This window comes from Mucilaginibacter sp. CAU 1740 (assembly GCF_039839285.1).
Classification (GTDB): Bacteria; Bacteroidota; Bacteroidia; order Sphingobacteriales; family Sphingobacteriaceae; genus Mucilaginibacter.
Genome location: NZ_JBDOQS010000009.1, coordinates 104,226 through 124,670 on the forward strand (window position 1 = coordinate 104,226; position 20,445 = coordinate 124,670).

Genomic DNA, 20,445 nt, shown 5'->3' on the forward strand with positions numbered 1-20,445 from the left:
GACTTTTAAAGTTTAAGTGTATGTATTAGTGTTTAACTACAGCAGCTACTTTATCAGCTTGCTTTTGAGGCTGGATCACCATACCTTCCTGTAGTTTATCGATACCGCTCAATACGATCTGGTCGCCGGCTTTAATAGCCTCTTTATCTTTAACCAGGTAGTGATCGCCCGATTTACCAATGATATCGATAGGTTGTTTTTTAACCTTGCTGCTATCGCCAACAGTAAATACGAATACTTTATCCTGCATCTCGATAGTTGAAGCTTCCGGTACAATCAAGGCATCTTTATGGGCAAGGCTTAAACGGATCTTGCCGGTGTTACCAGAGCGTAACAAACCATCAGGGTTTGAGAAATTTGCCCTTAAGGTAATAGCACCGGTAGTTTTATCAAACTGACCATCAACGATATCAATTTTACCTTGTTTAGCGTATTCGGTGTTATCGGCCAGTAATAATGATACTGAAGGAACATTTTTCAGTTTATCTTTCAGGCTGGCACCAGGATATTGCTCTTTAAAGGCTACGAAATCTTTTTCGCCCAATGAAAAGTAAACGTGTACATCATGTACATCTGATAATTGGGTAAGCGCTGCAACATCTGCAGGGGCAACCAGGCTACCTTGTTTTTTAGCCAACAGGCCAATGTAACCGCTAACCGGTGCTTTAATTAAAGTATAACCTAAGTTGATTTGCGCGGTAGCTACGTTTGCTTTAGCCGATTCGATATTGGCTTTAGCAACATCTGCTGCTGCTTTGGCTGTTTTTAACTGGTAGTCTGATACTACTTTGTTGGCAACAAGCGGAGTTAATTTTTCAACTTCCAGTTGCGCGTTTACCTGTGCGGCTTCGGCAGCGTGTAAGCTTGCTAAAGCGTTGTTTAAGGCAGCGCGGTAAGGTTGTTCGTTAATTTTAAATATTGGCTGACCGGCAGATACAAACGCGCCTTCGTCAACAAATACTTTATCTAAAGTACCACTTACCTGTGGCCTGATCTCTACGTTAACAGTACCTTCTATTGATGCAGGATATTCCTGGTAAGTAGTTTCAGAGCCTGAAGTGATGGTTGCTACCGGTAATGCCGGCGGCGGTGGCGCGGTTGGCGCCTGAGGTGCAGATGAACATCCATATAATGTTAAAGCTGCAACTGCTGCTAATACGAGTGTTTTCATGAGTGATGATTTAAAGAGTGATGAATGAACAGGATTGTGGGTTGTTATACCCGTTGTATATGATGAATTGATTGTTTTCATTTTCTTATTTAATGATCTTTTCAACAGCGATGCCAATTATTTAATTTACTGGCTATCAATTATTTATTATTTAACAGAGCAATTTTCAGTCGTTATATATCGTGATTACACGGTTTTTTATCACGAGCGGCGCTAATTGCAGTAATTAGATGTTACAACACCGTTAAATTGTTTAACACTGTTAAATGCTGGATGCGGGTTGTGAGTGAGCTTGTTCATTGTATTAGAGTGTTTGAGTTAAAAATATGCTTAATAATTATTTAACGCCGTTAAACAGTTTAACAGCGTTAGTGATAAGGCACAAGAAAGATCAATCTTTCATCGACCTGATAATCCCGCCTATGGTATCTTTCAATACCTGGCGGTTAACTTCGTCAGAGAAACCTCTGCTTAGTAAGTTTATGGATACCAACCCGTGCACAACCGACCAAAAAGTGTAGTATTTGGTGCAGATCACTTCGTCGTTGATATCTTCAATTTTCATGAGTTGTTTAATTGCCTCGCTAACCAGTGTTGTTTGCATTTGAGCCTCGGGGAGTGACTTGATCATATCGCAACAACAGCAGTTCATTTGTACACCAAACATCACCTGGTAAAGTTCCTTGTTTGCAAAGGCGAAGTTCCAATAGGCCAGCCACATGGCTTCCAGTTGGTCTTCAACACGGCTATGCTCGTTTTTAGCTGCCGTCATATCTTTACCTAAAATAGCGTAGCCCTTGCGGGTAAGCTCAATAAGGATAGCATCCTTATTGGCAAAGTATTCATATATAATGGGTGCGGTGTACTCAATTACGTCGGCAATTTTGCGCATGCTCAAGGCTTGCCAGCCTTCATGCTTTACTATCTGTAGCGCGGCGTCCAGAATATTGATCCTGGTCTCCTCTTTTAAGCGCTGAATTCGTTCTTTACTTGCCATTTTACTTACACTGGTAAATCATTTAACAGTGTTAAGCAAAAGTATAACGGTTTTTAATTTTATTTACCATCGGTTTGTAAAAAACGTTTCACGCAATTGTCATGGATTAAACCTTCTCGGTGCAATCCAGTCGCCTAAACGCTTACTTTTTTACCAGGTACACCAATTGCCCAATATGGTAACCCTGGTGAATAGTTCTGTTAATCAGGATATTTAACCTATTACGATGAGGTTCCTTTTCAAAAGCATCTAAAGCAATTTCGCTGTGCGGTTTAAACCAGTCGTCTGGTTGCATGGCGTTCATTTTTTCGGTAAGTACCTCATTTACTTTAGTCCAGTACTCCTTTAGTTCGGCCAGCGAAGGTTTATCAAGGCCGGCACTTTCAGGATTTTTAAGGAATATATGATCGAGTTGGGGATAGAGCTTCTCGCCCAAACCTAAGTAAGTAAACATCCCGTCGCTAACAGCAGTAAGGTGGCCCAGCAGGTAAACGCCGCTGTTACGGCCCGGTGCTGTTTCGGCGGCCAACTCTTCGTCGGTTAGTTTATCAAGCAAACCGTTAAGGCGGCTGTTTTGTAATTCCCAGTTAGAAACTACCATTTTGATAAATAACTCAGTTGACGGCTGAACGCTGATATCGGTAATGTTTGTGCTCATTTTTTGTAGATGTAATAACAAACCTGCAGATTTGATGCCACAATTATAAGCCAAAACCTATTCGATGCAACCGCGTAATCCCTTATTTGACAAAACTATGATACCGCGGAGTGTTCGTCATCGATTTTTGTAACCATCCAGATCATCATGGCAGCGAAACCGGCAACCACAAAAAAGGCCACCTGCAAGTTTGCAGCCTGCGCTATGAAACCAACAATAGGCGGTACAATTACAAAGCCGAGGTAACCAACCGTGGATATTGCCGCCAAAGCCTGGCTGCTGTTCATTGTAGTTGATTTGCCTGCCATGCTAAAAACTAACGGCACAATGCACGATACCCCTACCCCTATCATCCCATACCCTAAATAAACGGTAAGCGTAAAAGGCAGGAACACCGCTACCAGCAAACCCGCCAATACCAATATCGCGCTATAATTTAAAACCTTTTTTATGCCGATGGCCGATACCACCTTATCGCCCGCAAAACGGCCGATGGTCATGGTAACCATATAAACCACAAAACCGGCCTCGGCGAAGGATTTTGTGGCATGTACAACTTTCTCAAAATAAACCCCGCTCCAATCGTACAAAGTATTTTCGCAGGCCATGGAGGCGAAAGAGATGAGCGCGAACTTAAGCAGGTGTTTATCGGGCATCGAGAACACCGATTTACCCGGTGTTTCCGGCGGACGATAATCATAAGTGGTAGGATAAAAGATGAAGGAAAGGATCATCATCGCAATTCCTACACCTAATAAATGATACGAGGGGGCGATATTGAACAACACCATTAAATAACCGGTAGCAGCCCCTCCAAAGCCAGCCAGACTCCAGATGCCGTGAAAGGTTACCATGATAGATTTATCGTAAAGTTTCTGCAGCCCCACGGCCTGTGCATTCATGGATAAGCCTAAAATATTACGGGTTGAACCTACAAAAAACAGCACTACCATCAGTTGCCACATATAAGCCATAAAACCCGGCAAGCATAACACCAGGCAAAAGGCAATCGCACCTATCATCATCATAACACGGCTGCTATAATGTTTGATCATTTTGGAAGTTAGCGGCATGGTAAGCATCAGGCCGATAGGCATAGCCAATAGCACCAACCCCAATTGGGCTTCATTTAAGTTAAGCTGATTTTTAATGGATGGAATACGCGAGGCCCATGATGAGTATCCGAAGCCCGAAACGAAGAAGAATACGCTGTTGGCAATTCGCATTTTTGATTTGCCAGCTGCCGATAGTTGGTCCATGTGGCGAATTTAACTATAAATTGCCTCGGCGGATGTGCTATCTGCAATTTGTTAGCTGCTTACATACAAGGCTGCAACTCGCCACAAGGATTGTTTTGAGGTTCTGGCTTATGGAACACTTTTTTAAAACCTTGTTGTACGTAGGTTAAACCCAAGTTTAAAAGTGCCGATACCTGCAATGGTGTTGTATCTGGCAGCGTGAGTGATATGATGTGTGATAGAAGTTTCATGATTACATTATCGTTTCCGGGTGCAAAAGTGTTATAATCATTTCGAAAAAAAATTAATGTAGATTAACAACTGACGCTGGGGAGATAATTGTAAGGAAGTATGATAAACGTTTGACAATGAAGCAAAAAATCATCGCCCGTATATTTACTCACCCCGACTTCGCTGCGCTTGCCACCCCTCTCTAAGCTGCGCTTAAAGAGGGGATTTGTAGTTTTACTTTTTCTTTTCCCACCCTCTTTGCGGCTTGCCCAAGAGAGGGTAGTCCAGCGTAGCGTAGACCGGGTGAGTTAATTATTCGGCATGCTATTTTAGTATATTCGCAAGTTCAAGTTAGCAAGTTCAAGCGTCTACGCTTGAATTATCCGGGGTTGGAGCGTCCACGCTCCCGGTACATCGTAAGCGTGGACGCTTACTATTCGAACGGTTCGAGCGTGGACGCTCAAACCTGCGCTCCCCCAACTCATCCAATTGCAATATTGATGCAGTTGTTTGCTTGCCTGTTTATTTAACTTTACTTTTGAGATAAGTATTTAAATGAAAGACATCACCAAAACTTTGAGTTCAGGCCCTACATATAAAGCAGCCGGTAAAGTGGCAACCATTATTGAAAGGCATTTCAGGCATTTCCATGCCAAAGCCCTTGCCGATAATGATGAGATTGACCTTGCCCCTACGCCAAGCTGTACCACTATCGAATCGCTTATCGATATCTCATTCTGGGCCAGTTTACGCCGGGAAGAAGGTTTCTCGCCTAAATTTACCCTTGCCTTCTTACCGCCTGAGGCTGCCGGTCAGCCGTTGTTATTTGGCGGGAAGATCAAACTTGCACCTAATATCCTTACCAAATTCGCTTCAGCTGTTCAACAACCGGGTATTCATTTGGGTATCTGGATAGAAGATGATGAACTATACATTTGGGGTACCACCCTTGCTATCCCAGCCTATTGCTTTGTATTAGAAGTTATTGAGCCTGGCTTACTGGTGATCAAGCATCGCCGCATTGAAGGCTTCGGCAAATTTGTAAACATAGCCATATTAAAAGGCGACGATATAAAAGTGGTTGATGAGCACGGCTCCAGCATTTCCGATTGCCCGAATGTGCTTTCGGCCATGCTTGATTTTACGCTGCCTTCATTATGGAATGATCCGGTAAACGTATTAGTGCAACTGGCTACCTCTATGCAAGCCCACAAACGCGGCGGTATATTATTAGTTGTACCCTCAGGCAGTGAAGAATGGCGCGAATCTATCATCACCCCGATCTCCTACCCTGTCGATCCACCGTTTTCAGGCCTTACAGATCTGATGATCCATGAAGGCATCGACCGCTACCATACCTCCTGGCAGGAAAAAATGCGCCGCGCGGTTGATACCATTGGCGGCCTAACATCTATAGATGGAGCAACGCTAATAAATGATAAACATGAGCTGTTAGCCTTCGGTGCCAAAATAGGCCGCTCGGAAAAAAGCTCACCTGTTGAAGAGATCGTAGTTACCGAACCGATAGTAGGCTGCTCAACCCGCGTTATCCACCCTGCCCAAAACGGCGGCACAAGGCACCTGGCAGCAGCACAGTTTGTTTATGACCAGAAGGATGCTTTGGCTCTTGTAGCCTCGCAGGATGGCAGGTTTACGGTTTTTGCATGGTCGCCAATGGTGGGGATGGTGCATGCACATCAGATTGATATTCTTTTACTGTAGGTCAGAATCAGAATTTACAGAATTTTAGAATTTTTAGAATAGAATGTTCAGATGCAAAAGCATTCTGTTAATTTTAAAATTCTGTAAATTCTGATCAATCACAATTCAACAACAAATCATAATATTTCTTCATCAGCACCGTATCGTAATTCACTAAGGATTGATAGGCTTCTGATACCAGTTCATTTAGGATGGATGAACCTAATTGACCGCCTCCATTGGGAATGGAGTCGTAATAAACAATAATTTCTTTAACCCTGATAATTTCATACAAAAGCTGCTGCACCAGATCGGTCGAGCCAGCCGACTGCATCCCGGGTGGGTTGCTGTGCAGAAAGTCTAAAGGATCGTTATTAGTAGCAGGGGTCATTTTTTTATCAAACAGGATCGGATTTTTGGTTTTACCAACTATATCTTAACTGCTAATAAGTTTAAATATTCGCTTTTTGTTTTAAAAAAATAAAAATATTTTAAAACAAAATAACAAAACCCTCTTAAAGAGGGTTTTGTATTATTAAAAAACTTCTGATAGTTTATTTCTGCTCCGGTTTTTCCGGTTTAGGCAATAATACTTTTCTTGAAAGCTTCAGTTTACCTTGCTTATCAACATCAAGTAATTTTACCCTTACCTCGTCGCCAACCTGGAAAATACCATCCATCGTTTCGAAACGACGGTGATCGATCTCAGAGATGTGTAACAAACCATCTTTACCTGGCATGATCTCGATGAACGCGCCAAATGGCATTATCGATTTCACTTTACCTTCGTAAATTTCGCCAACTTCTGGTTTAGAAGCGATAGCGCGGATACGGCCTAAAGCAGCGTCGATAGATGCTTTGTTATCGGCAAATACCTGAACGATACCCTGGTTATCTTTCTCTTCGATAGAGATAGTAGCACCGGTTTCGCGTTGCATTTCCTGGATAATTTTACCACCGGGCCCGATAACTGCACCAATAAATTCTTTGTCGATTTTGATGGTAACGATACGCGGAGCGTGTGGTTTGTAGTCGGCACGGGCCTCGGTAATGGTTTTAGCCATTTCGCCAAGGATATGTAAACGACCATCTTTAGCCTGGTTCAAAGCGTTAGTTAACACTTCGTAAGAAAGACCATTGATCTTCAAGTCCATCTGTACAGCAACGATACCGTTTTTAGTACCGGTTACTTTAAAGTCCATATCACCTAAGTGATCCTCGTCGCCAAGGATATCAGAAAGGATAGCGTATTTGGTACCCATTTCGTTGGTGATCAAGCCCATTGCGATACCTGATACCGGCTCTTTAATTTTAACACCAGCATCCATCAAAGCTAATGTACCTGCGCAAACGGTAGCCATTGATGATGAACCGTTTGATTCCAAGATATCAGAAACCACACGGATAGTGTATGGATTTTCATCCTCAGATGGCAATACTTGTTTCAATGAACGCATAGCCAGGTTACCGTGACCGATTTCGCGGCGACCAGCACCCCTGTTAGGCCTAACCTCGCCGGTTGAGAAACCTGGGAAGTTGTAGTGCAACAGGAATTTTTGGTAACCGTTAATGAATGCACCGTCAATCATTTGCTCATCATCCTTAGCGCCTAAGGTAACGGTAGTTAATGATTGAGTTTCGCCACGTGTAAATACTGCCGAACCGTGAGCAGATGGCAAATAGCCAACTTCGCTCCATATAGGGCGGATCTGGGTAGTAGTACGACCGTCTAAACGTTTGCCTTCATCTAATACAAGGTTACGGATAGCATCGTACTCAACATCGTGGTAGTATTTTTTAGCAAGGCCTTTAGTGATATCATCGATCTCTCCTAAAGTTTCGATATAAGCGTCACGTACTTCTTTAAATTTAGCACCACGCTCTTCTTTTGCCGAAGCAGCAGAAGCAATAGCGTAAACCTGATCATAAGTGGCAGCGTAGATGGCTTTTTTCAAATCCTCGTTGCTGTGCTCGTGGCTGTAAACACGTTTTTCGGTTTTACCAACTTCAATGGTTAGTTCTTTTTGAGCTAAACACTGAACTTTAATGGCAGCATGGGCAAATTTGATGGCTTCAACCAATTCAGCTTCCTGAATTTCTTTTGATTCGCCTTCAACCATGTTGATATCATGCTCGCTACCTGCTACAATAAATTCTAAAGTAGCGTTTGCAAGCTGGCTTAAAGTAGGGTTAATTACTAACTGACCGTCAATTTTAGCAACACGTACTTCAGAGATAGGACCGTTAAAAGGAATATCAGATACTGATAAAGCTGCAGATGCTGCCAAACCGGCCAATGCATCAGGCATGATATCTTTATCGGCAGATATTAAAGAGATCATCACCTGGGTATCAGCGTGATAATCTTCAGGGAATAAAGGACGTAAAGCGCGGTCAACCAAACGAGAGATCAAAACCTCATAGTCTGATAAACGTGCCTCACGGCGTAAAAAACCACCTGGGATACGGCCTGTGGCAGCATATTTTTCCTGGTAGTCAACAGATAATGGCAAGAAGTCAACGCCTTCTTTTGCCTCAGGCGATGATACAACAGTAGCCAATAACATGGTGTCACCCATTTTAATTACTACCGAGCCATCAGCTTGTTTGGCCAGTTTACCTGTTTCGATCTCGATTGTGCGTCCGTCGCCCAGATCGATAACTTTTTTAATTACGTTTAAACTCATCTTTTTTTGTTTGTGATGCACTTTTCATCTTCGGGAGCGCATCGATTTTTATGTGTGTAAATATATGTTTCAAAAGTAAAAAAGCCATCCTAAAATGGGGATGGCTTTTAAATAAAAAAGGAGAGAATTACTTAATGATATCCCTAAGCTGTAAAGCTTTGATGATAGCACGATATCTTTCAATGTCTTTTTTGTATAAGTAAGCAAGTAACGCGCGACGTTTACCTACTAATTTTTGCAGTGATAACTGGGTTGAAAAATCATGTTTGTTTTTTTTCAGGTGACCAGTTAAATGCGCGATACGAGTGGTGAATAAAGCTACCTGTCCTTCTGCAGAACCTGTGTCTGTAGCTGATTTACCGTGTTTTGCAAAGATCTCTGCCTTTGCTTCTTTACCTAAATACATTACTTGAATAATATTAAAGCGTTAATTATTTTGTTATTTGTGGGTGCAAAGATAGTGATTAATTATGCAAATGCAAGCGGGTAAGTTGATTTGTTTTTTGTTGCTGGTGAGTAGGTTATTGGGTTGGATTAGGTGAGCGGTTGGGTTTGAAAAGGTGAATAGTTGATTGGGCTGAATAAGTGAGTGGGTGGTAGAATTTATGTTCGTTAAAATTGTCTGAACTCGAATTTTAAGAAATTTTGAGAATTAACAGAATGATAAGCAAATTCGAGAAATTCTAAAAATCCCCCCAAATTCGAGTTCAGACAACAAACTACAAACTGCCGACTCATAACTGCAAACTGAATATGGGCGTTACCTCCGGCCCGCGCTATCCGCTCATACGCCTGCAGGCCTTAATCACAAGGCTGGTATCCGCTACTATCGCTAACGCAAATTTCGTTAAAACTTCAACCAAACACTCACTTAATCCAACTCAATAAACCACTCACCTACAATAAATACTCTCCTGCCCTGCCATACTTTTCTAACTGCCTGATGCCTGTGCTGGAAATATGCTCAAACTCCATATCGCAAAAAATGGCGGTTACGTTGATGTTTTTATTGCCCAACTCCTGGAGGTAACGGTATTGGTTCAGTTCGTATTGAAGATCGGAGCCATTCCTTAATCCACGGATGATGGTGATATCATAACCCAGGCTATCAATAAATTCGGTCAGTAAACCTTCGTATATTTCTGTTTGGTGATAACGCAAGGCTTCGGGCAACTCATAGGTGGCTTTATCCTTGCCAGGATTAGCACCGCGGGCAATAATGACCTTATCAAAAATACGTTCGGCTTTTTGCAGGATGTTGAAGTGACCTTTATGGAAGGGGTTAAAACTGCCCGGATAAACTGCGATGCTTGGTTTAAAGTTTTCTACATAAGTTATCAGGTAATTTAAAGCAGGATTATCAACGCCCTGCTTTAAATTCCTTAGTACTTCGGCCCGTTTTTCACGGTATATTTTATGATCAACAAATTGAAACTCTTTAAATATCTGCCGCTCATAAACCAACAGTTTATCAAAAGGCTGATAAAGTATATTCAAATCGGCCGCGCTAAATACCTCCGATAATGCCGAACCCGGTTTATGATGTTTGGTATCCAATATAATATCGCTCACCAAAGCTTTAAGGGCTGCATCACCGGTAAACACCTCATTAAAATACTGCGCCGAATCTTCTTCATTAGTAGCCGACCGCGGATCATAAATAATATCATGAAACACCGTAGCAAGCAAAAGCACATCATTGTCGCCATATCCCTGCGCTTCCAATTGCTGCCAAATCTCATCCAAATGATCGAGCGTGTGATAAAACCTGTGTGGTTCACAATATCTATTCAAAACGACAGGATCGATACCCAATATATTCAACCGTTCTGCTTTTTCAATGATCTTCATAAGCGATATAATTGAGGGTAAGATTACAAACCATCCCAAACAATAGCAAATGATATTTTGGCCAATTAAATTCTGACCATAGCAAACCAACCACTCACCTAATCAACCCAATCAACCATTCACGTAAAGACTAACGCCCTCCCTCTGTCCAGCTTTTAAATATCTCGGCCTGCAATTTATCCGGATTAGGCAGCGGGGTTATTTTAAACGATTTCTCACGCTTTTTTCCAAGCGTTACGTTAATATCTTTAGTAACCCCATCTTTCAATATCGTAAATTTCACTACATCTCCTTCTTTGCGATTATCAAGCGCCTTGCCCAATACCGCTGGAGTAGCAGCCTCGTCATCGACCTTTAAAACAACACTACGGCCACGGATACCTGCATTCCAGCCTGGTGATTGGTAGCTTACCGTAGTAACCCGCATGGTATCGCGCACATATCGCATATTTAACCCACCCCAGGCGTTAGATACGGTTTGAGTTGTGGTATCAACGGCGAGGCCACCGTAAGCAAAATATTTAGGATAATCTGGCGGTTTAACGGTTGAAGCATATTCAAATACTTCGGTTAATGGCACGCCGGCCATTTTTTCGCACTCAGCCCTAAACTCCTGCTCGGTAAAGCCACGTTTCAGCTTTTTGTAGTATTTGTAGTAAAGCAGTCGCATTACATCATCAAGCGTTTTTTTGTTTTGGGTTGCATGGCGGATATTAAAATCAAGCATCAAACCTAAAATTGGCCCTTTATCATAGTAAGAGATAGTTTTATTAAAATCGTCTCCCTGGCGGCCGTTCGGCCCATCATCCCAGGTATCATAACTGGCCTGCGTGGCCGATTGATATAGATGCCCCGGCTGGTTTTCATAATTGCGCAGGTTATTCTGAAAATCGCCGAACATATCTTCGTTGTTCATTAAACCGGCATGGCGGGTAACCATGTACTCGTAATAAACCGTAAACCCTTCGGATACCCAAAGCATATTGGTATGGTTCTCTTTTGAGTAATCAAACGGACCAAGCTCAACCGGCCTTATCCGTTTAACATTATAATGGTGAAAATACTCGTGTGCTATAAAGTTATAAAGCTTTTTACGGGCTTCGGGCGTATTAAAACCTTCGCCACCGCTAAAACTTAACGAGGTTGAGTTTAAGTGCTCGATACCTCCGCCGCCTGCTCCTATTGATAAAAAGGTGTAATGCGTATAAGGGATCTCGCCGATGATACCGCTGGCAGTAACTACTATCTTTTTCAGATCATCCATAAAACCCTGCCTGTCGAAAGCAGGTAATTTATAACCTATAAAATTGTGTGGTTTGTTCTGAACATCAAACGGCGGTAGCACTTCCAGTTCGCCCATTAAAAACGGACTATCATAAAGCACATCAAAATCGTCGGCCTTATAAACGTGGTATTGACCTTTCAGCGTATCCAGCCCGGTTGCTACCAGGTCCTTCCATTTGCTGTAAGGTTTCATTTTGATGGTAACCGGGTGGCGTAGTTCCTGATCAAGGTACATGAACAAACCGCCAGGAGTAACGTAGCCGCGGGTTTCATCGAGATACACGTTGCCAACAAATGGCACTACCGCTTTTACATCATAACTGATCTTTACATCGCTTGCTGTCGGGTTAGCAATTTTCCAGGTGTCTTTATTTGGTTTATCAAATTTTAATGCCTTGCCTTTGGCATCGGTTACTGTAAAATTTTGAACGGCACCGGCAAAATCTATCAGCTGGTAGTACCCCGGTGTCCAAACGCACATTTTAAAATCGAGCGTTTTAAGGTGGGTTTTATTGGTAAGCTCAACATGGTACAAATGCATGGCGGCATTTTCCATCGATACCGAATACTGCATATTAACCGGTTGCTGCGCCCATGCACCGGCGCTCAAAAGCATTGAGCAGGCAAGCGTTAGCTTGTAAAGTATTTTCATGCTATGAAAGGGTTTTGCCGAATATAATAAACCGGAATTTATTAAAATGGCTACTTACTGTAAATTAGCATGAAAGATGCAGATAGGTTTTTTATAAGGATAAAATTTACAGGAGGGTACCTTAACCATCACCTCATTGCGAGTAAGTAAAAGCGTTCGCTTCTGAAGGATCTATGACATTTGGCGGGCGGGCCTGTCACTCTGAGCTTGTCGAAGAGTCGCGCACAGAGGCCTACACACCATGCTTCGACAGGTTCAGCATGACCCACTTTTTAATTATGTCAAGTAGGTACGAAGCAATCCCCGATTAGCAGAGAGGCTTTAAAAGTCCGCACTGTAAAGTTTGGAATTGCTTCGTACCTCGCAATGACGTGGTGGAGAAAAGTGCAAGTGCAAGTGCAACCACTCACCTAATCAACTTAATCAACCACTCACCAAATCAACCACTCACCTACTTCTCAATCCCCTCCAACGCAAACAAAAACGCGTAATTTAAAGCCTCATCCTTCAAATAATCAAACCTGCCGGATGCGCCGCCATGGCCGAAATCCATATTGGTGTGCAGCATCAGTACGTTATTATCCGTTTTAGTTGCCCTAAGTTTGGCTACCCACTTGGCTGGTTCAAAGTATTGCACCTGGCTATCATGCAGGCCGGTTACTACCAGCATATTTGGATAGGCCTTCTTTTCAACATTTTCATAAGGCGAGTAGCTTTTCATGTATTTGTAGGCATCCTCGTTTTTAGGATTGCCCCATTCGTCAAATTCGTTGGTGGTTAGGGGAATGCTTTCGTCGAGCATGGTGTTTACTACATCAACAAAGGGCACTTCGGCAATGATACCGTGCCATAGATCGGGGGCCATGTTGGCTACCGCGCCCATAAGCAGACCGCCGGCGCTGCCGCCCTCGGCGTAAAGGTGTTCTTTGCTCGTGAATTTTTGGTCGATGAGATATTTACCACAGTCGATAAAATCGGTGAAAGTGTTTTTCTTTTTCATCAGCTTGCCGTCAAGGTACCACTGGCGGCCCATCTCCTGCCCTCCGCGGATGCCCGCAATGGCAAACGCGAAGCCCCGGTTAAGCAGACTTAAGCGCGCGCTCGAAAAATATACATCATCAGTATAACCGTACGATCCGTAGCCGTAAAGCAACAAGGGGGCTTTACCATCTTTTTCAAAGCCTTTTTTGTACACCAGTGAGATCGGCACTTTAGTACCATCGGTAGCTGTGGCATAAAGGCGCTCGGTAGCATAATCTTCCGCTTTGTAGCCGCCCAATACTTCCTGTTGCTTCATCAACTTTGATTCTTTGGTTTCCATATTGTAATCAAAGGTTGACGACGGCGTAACGAGCGAGGTATAGCCATACCTTAAAGTTTTGCTGCTGTAATCGGGATTGGCACCAACGTAAATAGCGTAGGCAGCCTCTTTAAAATCAACATAATGTTCATTGCCTGATGCCAGGTTGCGCACCCTGAATTGGTTCAGGCCATTTTTGCGTTCGGTAATTACGATAAAATCTTTAAACTCTTCAACACCTTCCAATAACACATCCTTACGGTGAGGGATCACCTCCTTCCAGTTGCTGCTTTCGGTTTTGTCAAGCGGGCATTCCATCAGTTTAAAGTTGATGGCATCCTGATTAGTTGTTATCAAAAATTTATCGGCAAGGGCGGTAACACTATACAATACATCTTTAATGCGGGGCTGGAAAACTTTGAAAGGATCTTTAGGTTTACCGGCATCAAGATACCTGATCTCGGACGATAGCGTAGCCCTCGATTCGATAAAAATATAATCGCCCGATTTTGATTTATCTACACCGATATAGTTCGACTTGTCGTTTTCTTCATAAACAACTGCATCGGCATCTTTGGCACCTAATGTGTGGCGTTTGATTTTTTCGGTTAATAATGTCTCTGGGTTTTTAGCCGTATAAAACAAGGTTTTATTATCCTTCGCCCAAACAGAACCGCCGGATGTATTGATCAGTGCATCAGAATAGATCTCGCCGGTTTCGAGATTTTTAACATGAATGGTGTACTGGCGGCGCGAAACCATATCAACCCCATAAGCCAGCAACTTATTATCCGGACTAACATTAAACCCCGTAGCCGAATAATAACTATGTCCCTTAGCCAGTTCATCTACATCAAGCAAAACCTCTTCTTTAGCATCCAGACTTCCCTTTTTACGGCAATATTTATAATACTGCGCCCCCTCATCGGTACGCGAATAGTAGTAGTAACCATTTTTTAATACCGGTACCGATTCGTCTTTTTCCTTGATCCGGCCTTTCATTTCATCAAACAGTTGTTTTTGAAACTGTTTGGTACCGCTCATCATGGTATCCAGGTAGGCATTTTCGGCTTTCAGGTAATCAACAGCTTTGGTACTATCGGGGCCTTTTTTAAAATAGTCGATCATCCAGTAATAGTTGTCAACCACTTTATCATTATGAATGTCGCGGATATGCTGTTTAATTTCGGCAACGGGCGGTTTTGCGTCGGGCCATTTATACATAGTAGTTTCTGTTTTTTGTTTGCACGAAGCGGCAAAGATCAAAATACTTACCGGGATAATGATTTTTTTCATCGGATAAAAGGTTTAAAGCACTGAACCTTTTAAAGTTAGGTTTAAGAAATGGGAAAGACAACAGGAGTAGAAAAGAATCAGGAAGTCAGGAATCAGGAAATCAAGAATCAGGAAACAAGAAAAAAGTGTTTGCGCCTTAGCCTCTTTGCCCACTTAAAACTCTCCAACTGTCCACAAAAAAACTTTGCGTCTTCGCGCCTTTGCGTGCTCAAATATTAAACTGCTAACCTTATGCAATCCTTTGCACCTTGTCCACATTGCGTGCTTAAAAACCCACTCACCCAATCAACCACTCACCAAAAACAAAAAACCACCTGCTATTACTAACAGGTGGCGGGAACATATAAAATTAAAACAATAAACTGCTAAGCCAGGTTACGGCCGGCATTTACAATACCGTAAACCGTACGGATCACGAGCTTGTTGTAAATATCATTTAGCTCGGTATCTTTTTCGTTATTTAAACATTGCAGGGCGTAGTGCTGGATAATTACCAGCGGCAATACGATCTTTTCGCGGATGGCGATAGAGCGGCGCTCAACCGGGTATTCTTCCATTAACACGGAACTGCCGGTTAGTTCAAGCAACATCTCACGGGTTAGTACAAACTCATCTTTCAGGGTTTTCCAGAACTCGCCAAATTTCTCGTCCTGCTCCAGGTATGCTGTTACGCGGAAATCAGATTTCGACATAGACATCATACAGTTATCCAACATGGTTTTAAAGAAACCTGAAGTTTGGTACAACTCTTTGATCTCGTCCCAACCGCCGCTTTCTTTTACGCTCTTCAACGCGGTGCCTACACCGTAAAAACCAGGGATGCTTTGTTTCAGCTGGCTCCATGAGGTTACAAAGCTAATAGCGCGCAGATCTTCCAGTTTCAACTGCGCTCCGGCATTACGCTTGGTTGGGCGGCTGCTGATATTGATCCGCGATAATAATTTAAGCGGACTGAATTTCTCTAAGTATTCTACAAACAACGGATGCGCACGCAGATCAACAAACAATTTATAGCTGATATCGGCCATTTGCTGGATCAGTTCTTTATGGCGGCTATCCAACAGATCATTCTTGTTAGGATGCAGGGCAGATATTACACCGGCGTTGATCAGCTGCTCCATATTAAACCTTGCGGTTTCTACCGAGCCGTATTGTGAACTTACAGTTTGGCCCTGGATAGTTAACTGGATATGCTCATTAGCGATCTCCTTACCCATCGAGGCATAAAAACGGTGAGTTTTACCACCGCCACGTGCCGGAGGACCTCCCCTGCCATCAAAAAACGCCAGTTGAATGCCGTATTTGCGGGCCATGGCAGTAAGCTCAACTTTAGCTTTATAGATAGACCAGTTAGCCATCAGGTAACCGCCATCTTTAGTACTATCCGAGAAACCGAGCATAATGGTTTGCTGGTTGCCCCTATTTTTTAGGTGCTCGGCGTAAAACGGATGCGTGTATAATTGCTCCATGATACCGGCTGCGTGCTCCAAATCGTTCACGGTTTCAAACAGCGGCATAAAATCAATGCTCAGACTATCTTTTTTCCAACCGCTCCATAAAAACAGGTCAATCAGTTGCAGGATATCAGATGCGCGCTGGCAGTTACTGATAATAAAGCGCTGACAAGCTTTTTCGCCATTACCTTTTTGTATTTCTTTAACCAGCCTGATGGTATCCAGCGTATCGTGGATCATGGCATCCTGCTCAGCTTCAGGGCAAACAAAGTCAGCTTCTTTAAATACGATTGCTTTTATTTTCTCTTCTTCGCTTAGGTCGGCGTAGCCTTCAGGTACTTCGGTGTCGATGTTTTTGGTACAGTATTCAAATACTTTGCGCAAAATGCGGCTATCTTGCCTGATATCGAGCGTTGCAAAATAACATCCAAACAGGCGCACCTTCTGGATCATATCCTCAACAATATCAACAAACAAACCGTCGTGATCTTTCAGGATAACTTCTTTTATCGAAAGTAATAGATCCAGTATTTCACCCTGCAGATCAACCGGAGAAACTTGCTCGTTGGCATTTTTGTAAAACAGCGTTTCCAGCTTAGCCATGGCCTGCTCAACACCACGGAAAGTGATGCGGCGTTTCAACGTGCGGAAATCGCGGTAATAACACCTGAACAGGCGTGTACGCAGGTAACTTGCAACTTCTTTAGTGGTTTGTGTGGTTACGTTAGGGTTACCATCACGGTCACCGCCCGGCCAGAAACCAAGTTCCAGGATCTGGCGGCTTGCAGCGTCGATATCAAATTCTTCTTCAAGCTTAGCCTGGATATCTGAAATAGCGTGGTAAAATATATTTTCCAAAAACCATGATAGGCTGATAGCCTCATCAACAGGTGTTGGCGATGTTTTATTAAAGAATGGGGTTTTACCCAGTTGCTGTAGCAACACATCAATATTGGTGATATCGTTGGTTTTAACAGCCTCAATTAAGTCGGTCATGATCCCTAATACCGTACCAGGATAAAACTGGGTTGGGTGCGCGGTAAGTACCAGGCGTAATGAAAAATCTTTCAACTTTTCGCTAATGTCCTGGCGCGCCTCGTCGCTAATAGCAGCATGTTGTAAAAGGCTTTGCAGGGTACCGCTATCATCAAACTTACCTATTTTATTAAACGACGAATCTTCAATGGCGTCAAACAAAACCACCTGGCGTTCAATGTACTGGATAAACCTGAACATACGATTGATCTGTTCGCGGTGATCGATATCCGGTACGTACTTTTCAAAAAACGACTCGATGATCTCGGTTGGAGAACCATGGGTGATAGCACCCTTTTCGCAATGTGAACTAAAGAACGGCAATAAGATACCGGTATCCTTTACCTGGTAAAACGGAAGCGTTTGAAACAAACTGTTATATAACTCAAATCGGGTAACAACCTCGTTATTAAAGGTTGCTTCTCTTTGGCTGAGTTTTAACGTTAGCGACATAGTAAAAAATTAAATTGAGGTAAAATTGATTGGGTTAGCCTAAGGACTTTTTCCGGGGGGTGAATTTACTGATCTTTAATTTAATTTCATTAAAAAGTAAATATTTATTAACACCATTATGCAATTAATATGATTTTAATCAAAAAAATAGCCATAAATTAAAATTATGTAAATTTACACCATCATTTAAGCCCCGTAAATTATATAAATAAAAACAGGGTGCAGACAAACAAATTTTCTTATAATAGTTACGTATTTATAAGGTAAGCCTACTACAATGTCTATAAACACCAGGGAAGTAAAAAGTTTCTTCTACAGTCAATATTTTTCGGATGGCATAAGGGTTTGCATAGGCATTTTACTACCCTCGCTGTTGTTAATGCAGTTTGGCAAGTTTGATCTGGGGCTAACCCTTTCGCTGGGTGCATTGTGTATTTGCGTTATTGATACGCCCGGCCCGGTATCGCACAAACGCAACGCCATGGCTGCCGGTAACCTGTGTTTATTTTTAGTAGCAGTTATTACCGGTTTTGCAAGGTTGAATGTATTTACCCTCGGGATAGAGATCACCTTCTTCGCCTTTTTGTTTTCGATGTTTACGGTGTATGGTAATCGCGCAGCTTCAGTAGGCACCTGTTCCCTGCTCATTATGATATTTATGATGGATAAGGCGTTAGATGCTCCTGAGGTTTTGGGCTACAGCGCTATCATTTTAGCAGGCGGCGTTTGGTACATGATATTCAGTCTGCTGTTTTTTGGCATCCGCCCCTATCGCGCGGCGCAACAGGCACTGGGCGAGAATGTGACGGATATAGCCCGCTTTTTACGTATTAAAGCTGATTTTTATTTATCAGATACCGATATCGACGAAAACTACCGCAAGCTGGTTTCTAAACAGATCCAGGTGAGCCAGCACCAGGATGCCGTGCGCGAGTTGTTATTTAAAAGCCGCATTATGGCCCGTGAATCTACGGCGCCAAGTAGGATATTGGTATTAACCTTTGTTGATCTGGTGGATATTTACGAGCAGATCATGGCTACCCATTACGATTACAGCCACATCCGCGAGCAGTTTAAAGATACAGGCATTCTGTCCGAGATAGCCCGCGTTATCCACAATATGGCCGATGAGCTGGATGATATCGCTTATATTGTATTATCCAATACCCGTCGCCGTCACCTAACTGATTTTACTATCGAATTGGAGAAACTCAAAGTAAAGATCGACTCTATCGGTAAAACCAACCAGGAAACCAGTAACCTGGTACTTAAAAAGATCCTGATCAACCTGCGCTCATTAAGTGAGGGCATTAATAATATATACAATTACTACAGCTCAAAAGCAGCCTACTCATTAAACGCACCTACAGGCGATGTAGAATACTCGGCATTTGTAACCCACCAGGATTTCGCGCCGCATATTTTCTTCGATAACTTTACGCTGGCCTCGGGCGCATTCAAACACGCCTTGCGGGTTGCATTGGTGTGTTTGGTTGGTTTTATTACCGCCAAACTGGTTTCATTGGGGCATCATAGTTATTGGGTGCTGCTTACCATTATAGTGATATTAAAGCCAGGCTTCAGCTTATCTAAACAGCGTAACTACCAGCGTTTAATAGGCACCATTGGCGGCGGGGTTATCGGGATAGCAATCCTTACTTTTATCCCTAACGTTACCGTTCAATTCATCTTCCTGGTGTTATTTATGCTGGGCGCTTACAGCTTTCAGCGGTTAAACTATGTGGTGAGCGTAATTTTCATGACACCTTATGTACTCATCCTTTTCAAGTTTTTGGGCGTGGGATTGTTGAACGTTGCACAAGAACGGATATTAGATACCATCATCGGTTCAAGTATAGCGTTGATAGCAAGCTATATAATTTTTCCTACCTGGGAGTTTGAGCAAATTCAACAGACACTCAGGGATGTACTTGTGGCCAATATCAATTATTTAGTTACTATCGCGGAAAGTATCTCCGGTAAAATGACCAGCGTAACAACCTACAAACTCGCCAGGAAGGAAGTTTATGTTACTTCGGCCAACCTTTCGGCTACGTTCGAGCGGATGACGTCTGAACCTAAAAGCAAGCAACGAAAAATAAAAGATATCCATAAGTTTGTGGTGCTTAACCATATCCTGTCATCATACATAGCCACCATTGCATCGGCACAAAGCAAAAAGGAGATCCTCGTTGCCCACCCCGAAGCTATGAAGCTGATCAAAAAAAGCATTACCGTACTAAACGAAACCGGTAAAAAGCTCGAGGCGCAAAACATAGATTTTAATATAGGTAAAGTGCCACCTATTGATCCTGAAGCTGAAAAACCAGTACAACGCGCGGAAGATGCTTTATTGAAAGAACAGCTGGGATTTATTAATAAAATAAGCTATGATATTGCTAAGATCACTGATACGATATTAAGCAATTAAACTATA

General features: G+C 42.7%; 14 protein-coding genes. 2 read left to right on the plus strand and 12 right to left on the minus strand.

What is annotated here, in order from left to right; translation table 11 throughout:
- Positions 1–25: 25 nt before the first annotated feature.
- From AAFN85_RS19545 to AAFN85_RS19565, 5 genes are all read right to left on the minus strand, one after another.
- On the minus strand, positions 26–1,171 hold the full coding sequence (locus tag AAFN85_RS19545; RefSeq protein WP_347529290.1) for an efflux RND transporter periplasmic adaptor subunit: 1,146 nt from the start codon (positions 1,169–1,171) through the stop codon (positions 26–28).
- 391 nt (positions 1,172–1,562) lie between these two features.
- Entirely contained in the window at positions 1,563–2,168 is a 606-nt protein-coding gene (locus AAFN85_RS19550; protein ID WP_347529291.1) for a TetR/AcrR family transcriptional regulator, read from the minus strand.
- Between the two features lie 142 nt (positions 2,169–2,310).
- A complete protein-coding gene (locus tag AAFN85_RS19555; RefSeq protein ID WP_347529292.1) occupies positions 2,311–2,826 on the minus strand; it encodes a DinB family protein in 516 nt (171 codons plus the stop codon).
- A gap of 95 nt (positions 2,827–2,921) precedes the next feature.
- A complete protein-coding gene (locus AAFN85_RS19560) occupies positions 2,922–4,085 on the minus strand; it encodes an MFS transporter (RefSeq protein WP_347529293.1) in 1,164 nt (387 codons plus the stop codon).
- Positions 4,086–4,144: 59 nt separating this feature from the next.
- Positions 4,145–4,315: a hypothetical protein gene (locus tag AAFN85_RS19565; RefSeq protein ID WP_347529294.1), complete on the minus strand. Its 171-nt coding sequence runs from the start codon at positions 4,313–4,315 to the stop codon at positions 4,145–4,147.
- 535 nt (positions 4,316–4,850) lie between these two features.
- Between AAFN85_RS19565 and AAFN85_RS19570 the strand changes: the two genes are divergently transcribed.
- A complete protein-coding gene (locus tag AAFN85_RS19570; protein ID WP_347529295.1) occupies positions 4,851–6,017 on the plus strand; it encodes a putative sensor domain DACNV-containing protein in 1,167 nt (388 codons plus the stop codon).
- Between the two features lie 94 nt (positions 6,018–6,111).
- Here the strand turns inward: AAFN85_RS19570 and AAFN85_RS19575 are convergent, their stop codons facing one another.
- The 7 genes from AAFN85_RS19575 to AAFN85_RS19605 form a co-directional block, all read right to left on the minus strand.
- Positions 6,112–6,387 (minus strand): hypothetical protein, encoded by a 276-nt coding sequence (locus tag AAFN85_RS19575; RefSeq protein ID WP_347529296.1) that lies wholly within the window; start codon positions 6,385–6,387, stop codon positions 6,112–6,114.
- Between the two features lie 163 nt (positions 6,388–6,550).
- Positions 6,551–8,683, minus strand: a complete 2,133-nt coding sequence (gene pnp / locus AAFN85_RS19580; RefSeq protein ID WP_347529297.1) for a polyribonucleotide nucleotidyltransferase — start codon at positions 8,681–8,683, stop codon at positions 6,551–6,553.
- 127 nt (positions 8,684–8,810) lie between these two features.
- Positions 8,811–9,089, minus strand: a complete 279-nt coding sequence (rpsO, locus tag AAFN85_RS19585) for a 30S ribosomal protein S15 (protein WP_112571906.1) — start codon at positions 9,087–9,089, stop codon at positions 8,811–8,813.
- Between the two features lie 491 nt (positions 9,090–9,580).
- Positions 9,581–10,534: an adenylyltransferase/cytidyltransferase family protein gene (locus tag AAFN85_RS19590; RefSeq protein ID WP_347529298.1), complete on the minus strand. Its 954-nt coding sequence runs from the start codon at positions 10,532–10,534 to the stop codon at positions 9,581–9,583.
- Between the two features lie 130 nt (positions 10,535–10,664).
- Positions 10,665–12,470, minus strand: coding sequence for a hypothetical protein (locus tag AAFN85_RS19595; RefSeq protein ID WP_347529299.1), 1,806 nt, complete (start codon positions 12,468–12,470; stop codon positions 10,665–10,667).
- A 451-nt stretch (positions 12,471–12,921) separates the two neighbouring features.
- Positions 12,922–15,066, minus strand: coding sequence for a S9 family peptidase (locus AAFN85_RS19600; RefSeq protein ID WP_347529300.1), 2,145 nt, complete (start codon positions 15,064–15,066; stop codon positions 12,922–12,924).
- A gap of 365 nt (positions 15,067–15,431) precedes the next feature.
- Positions 15,432–18,008, minus strand: coding sequence for a phosphoenolpyruvate carboxylase (locus AAFN85_RS19605; protein ID WP_347529301.1), 2,577 nt, complete (start codon positions 18,006–18,008; stop codon positions 15,432–15,434).
- A gap of 277 nt (positions 18,009–18,285) precedes the next feature.
- Here AAFN85_RS19605 and AAFN85_RS19610 point away from each other — a divergent pair, with 277 nt between their 5' ends.
- Positions 18,286–20,439 carry an FUSC family membrane protein gene (locus tag AAFN85_RS19610; protein WP_347529302.1) on the plus strand — a complete coding sequence of 718 codons (2,154 nt, stop codon included), beginning with the start codon at positions 18,286–18,288 and terminating at the stop codon, positions 20,437–20,439.
- Positions 20,440–20,445: the final 6 nt, after the last annotated feature.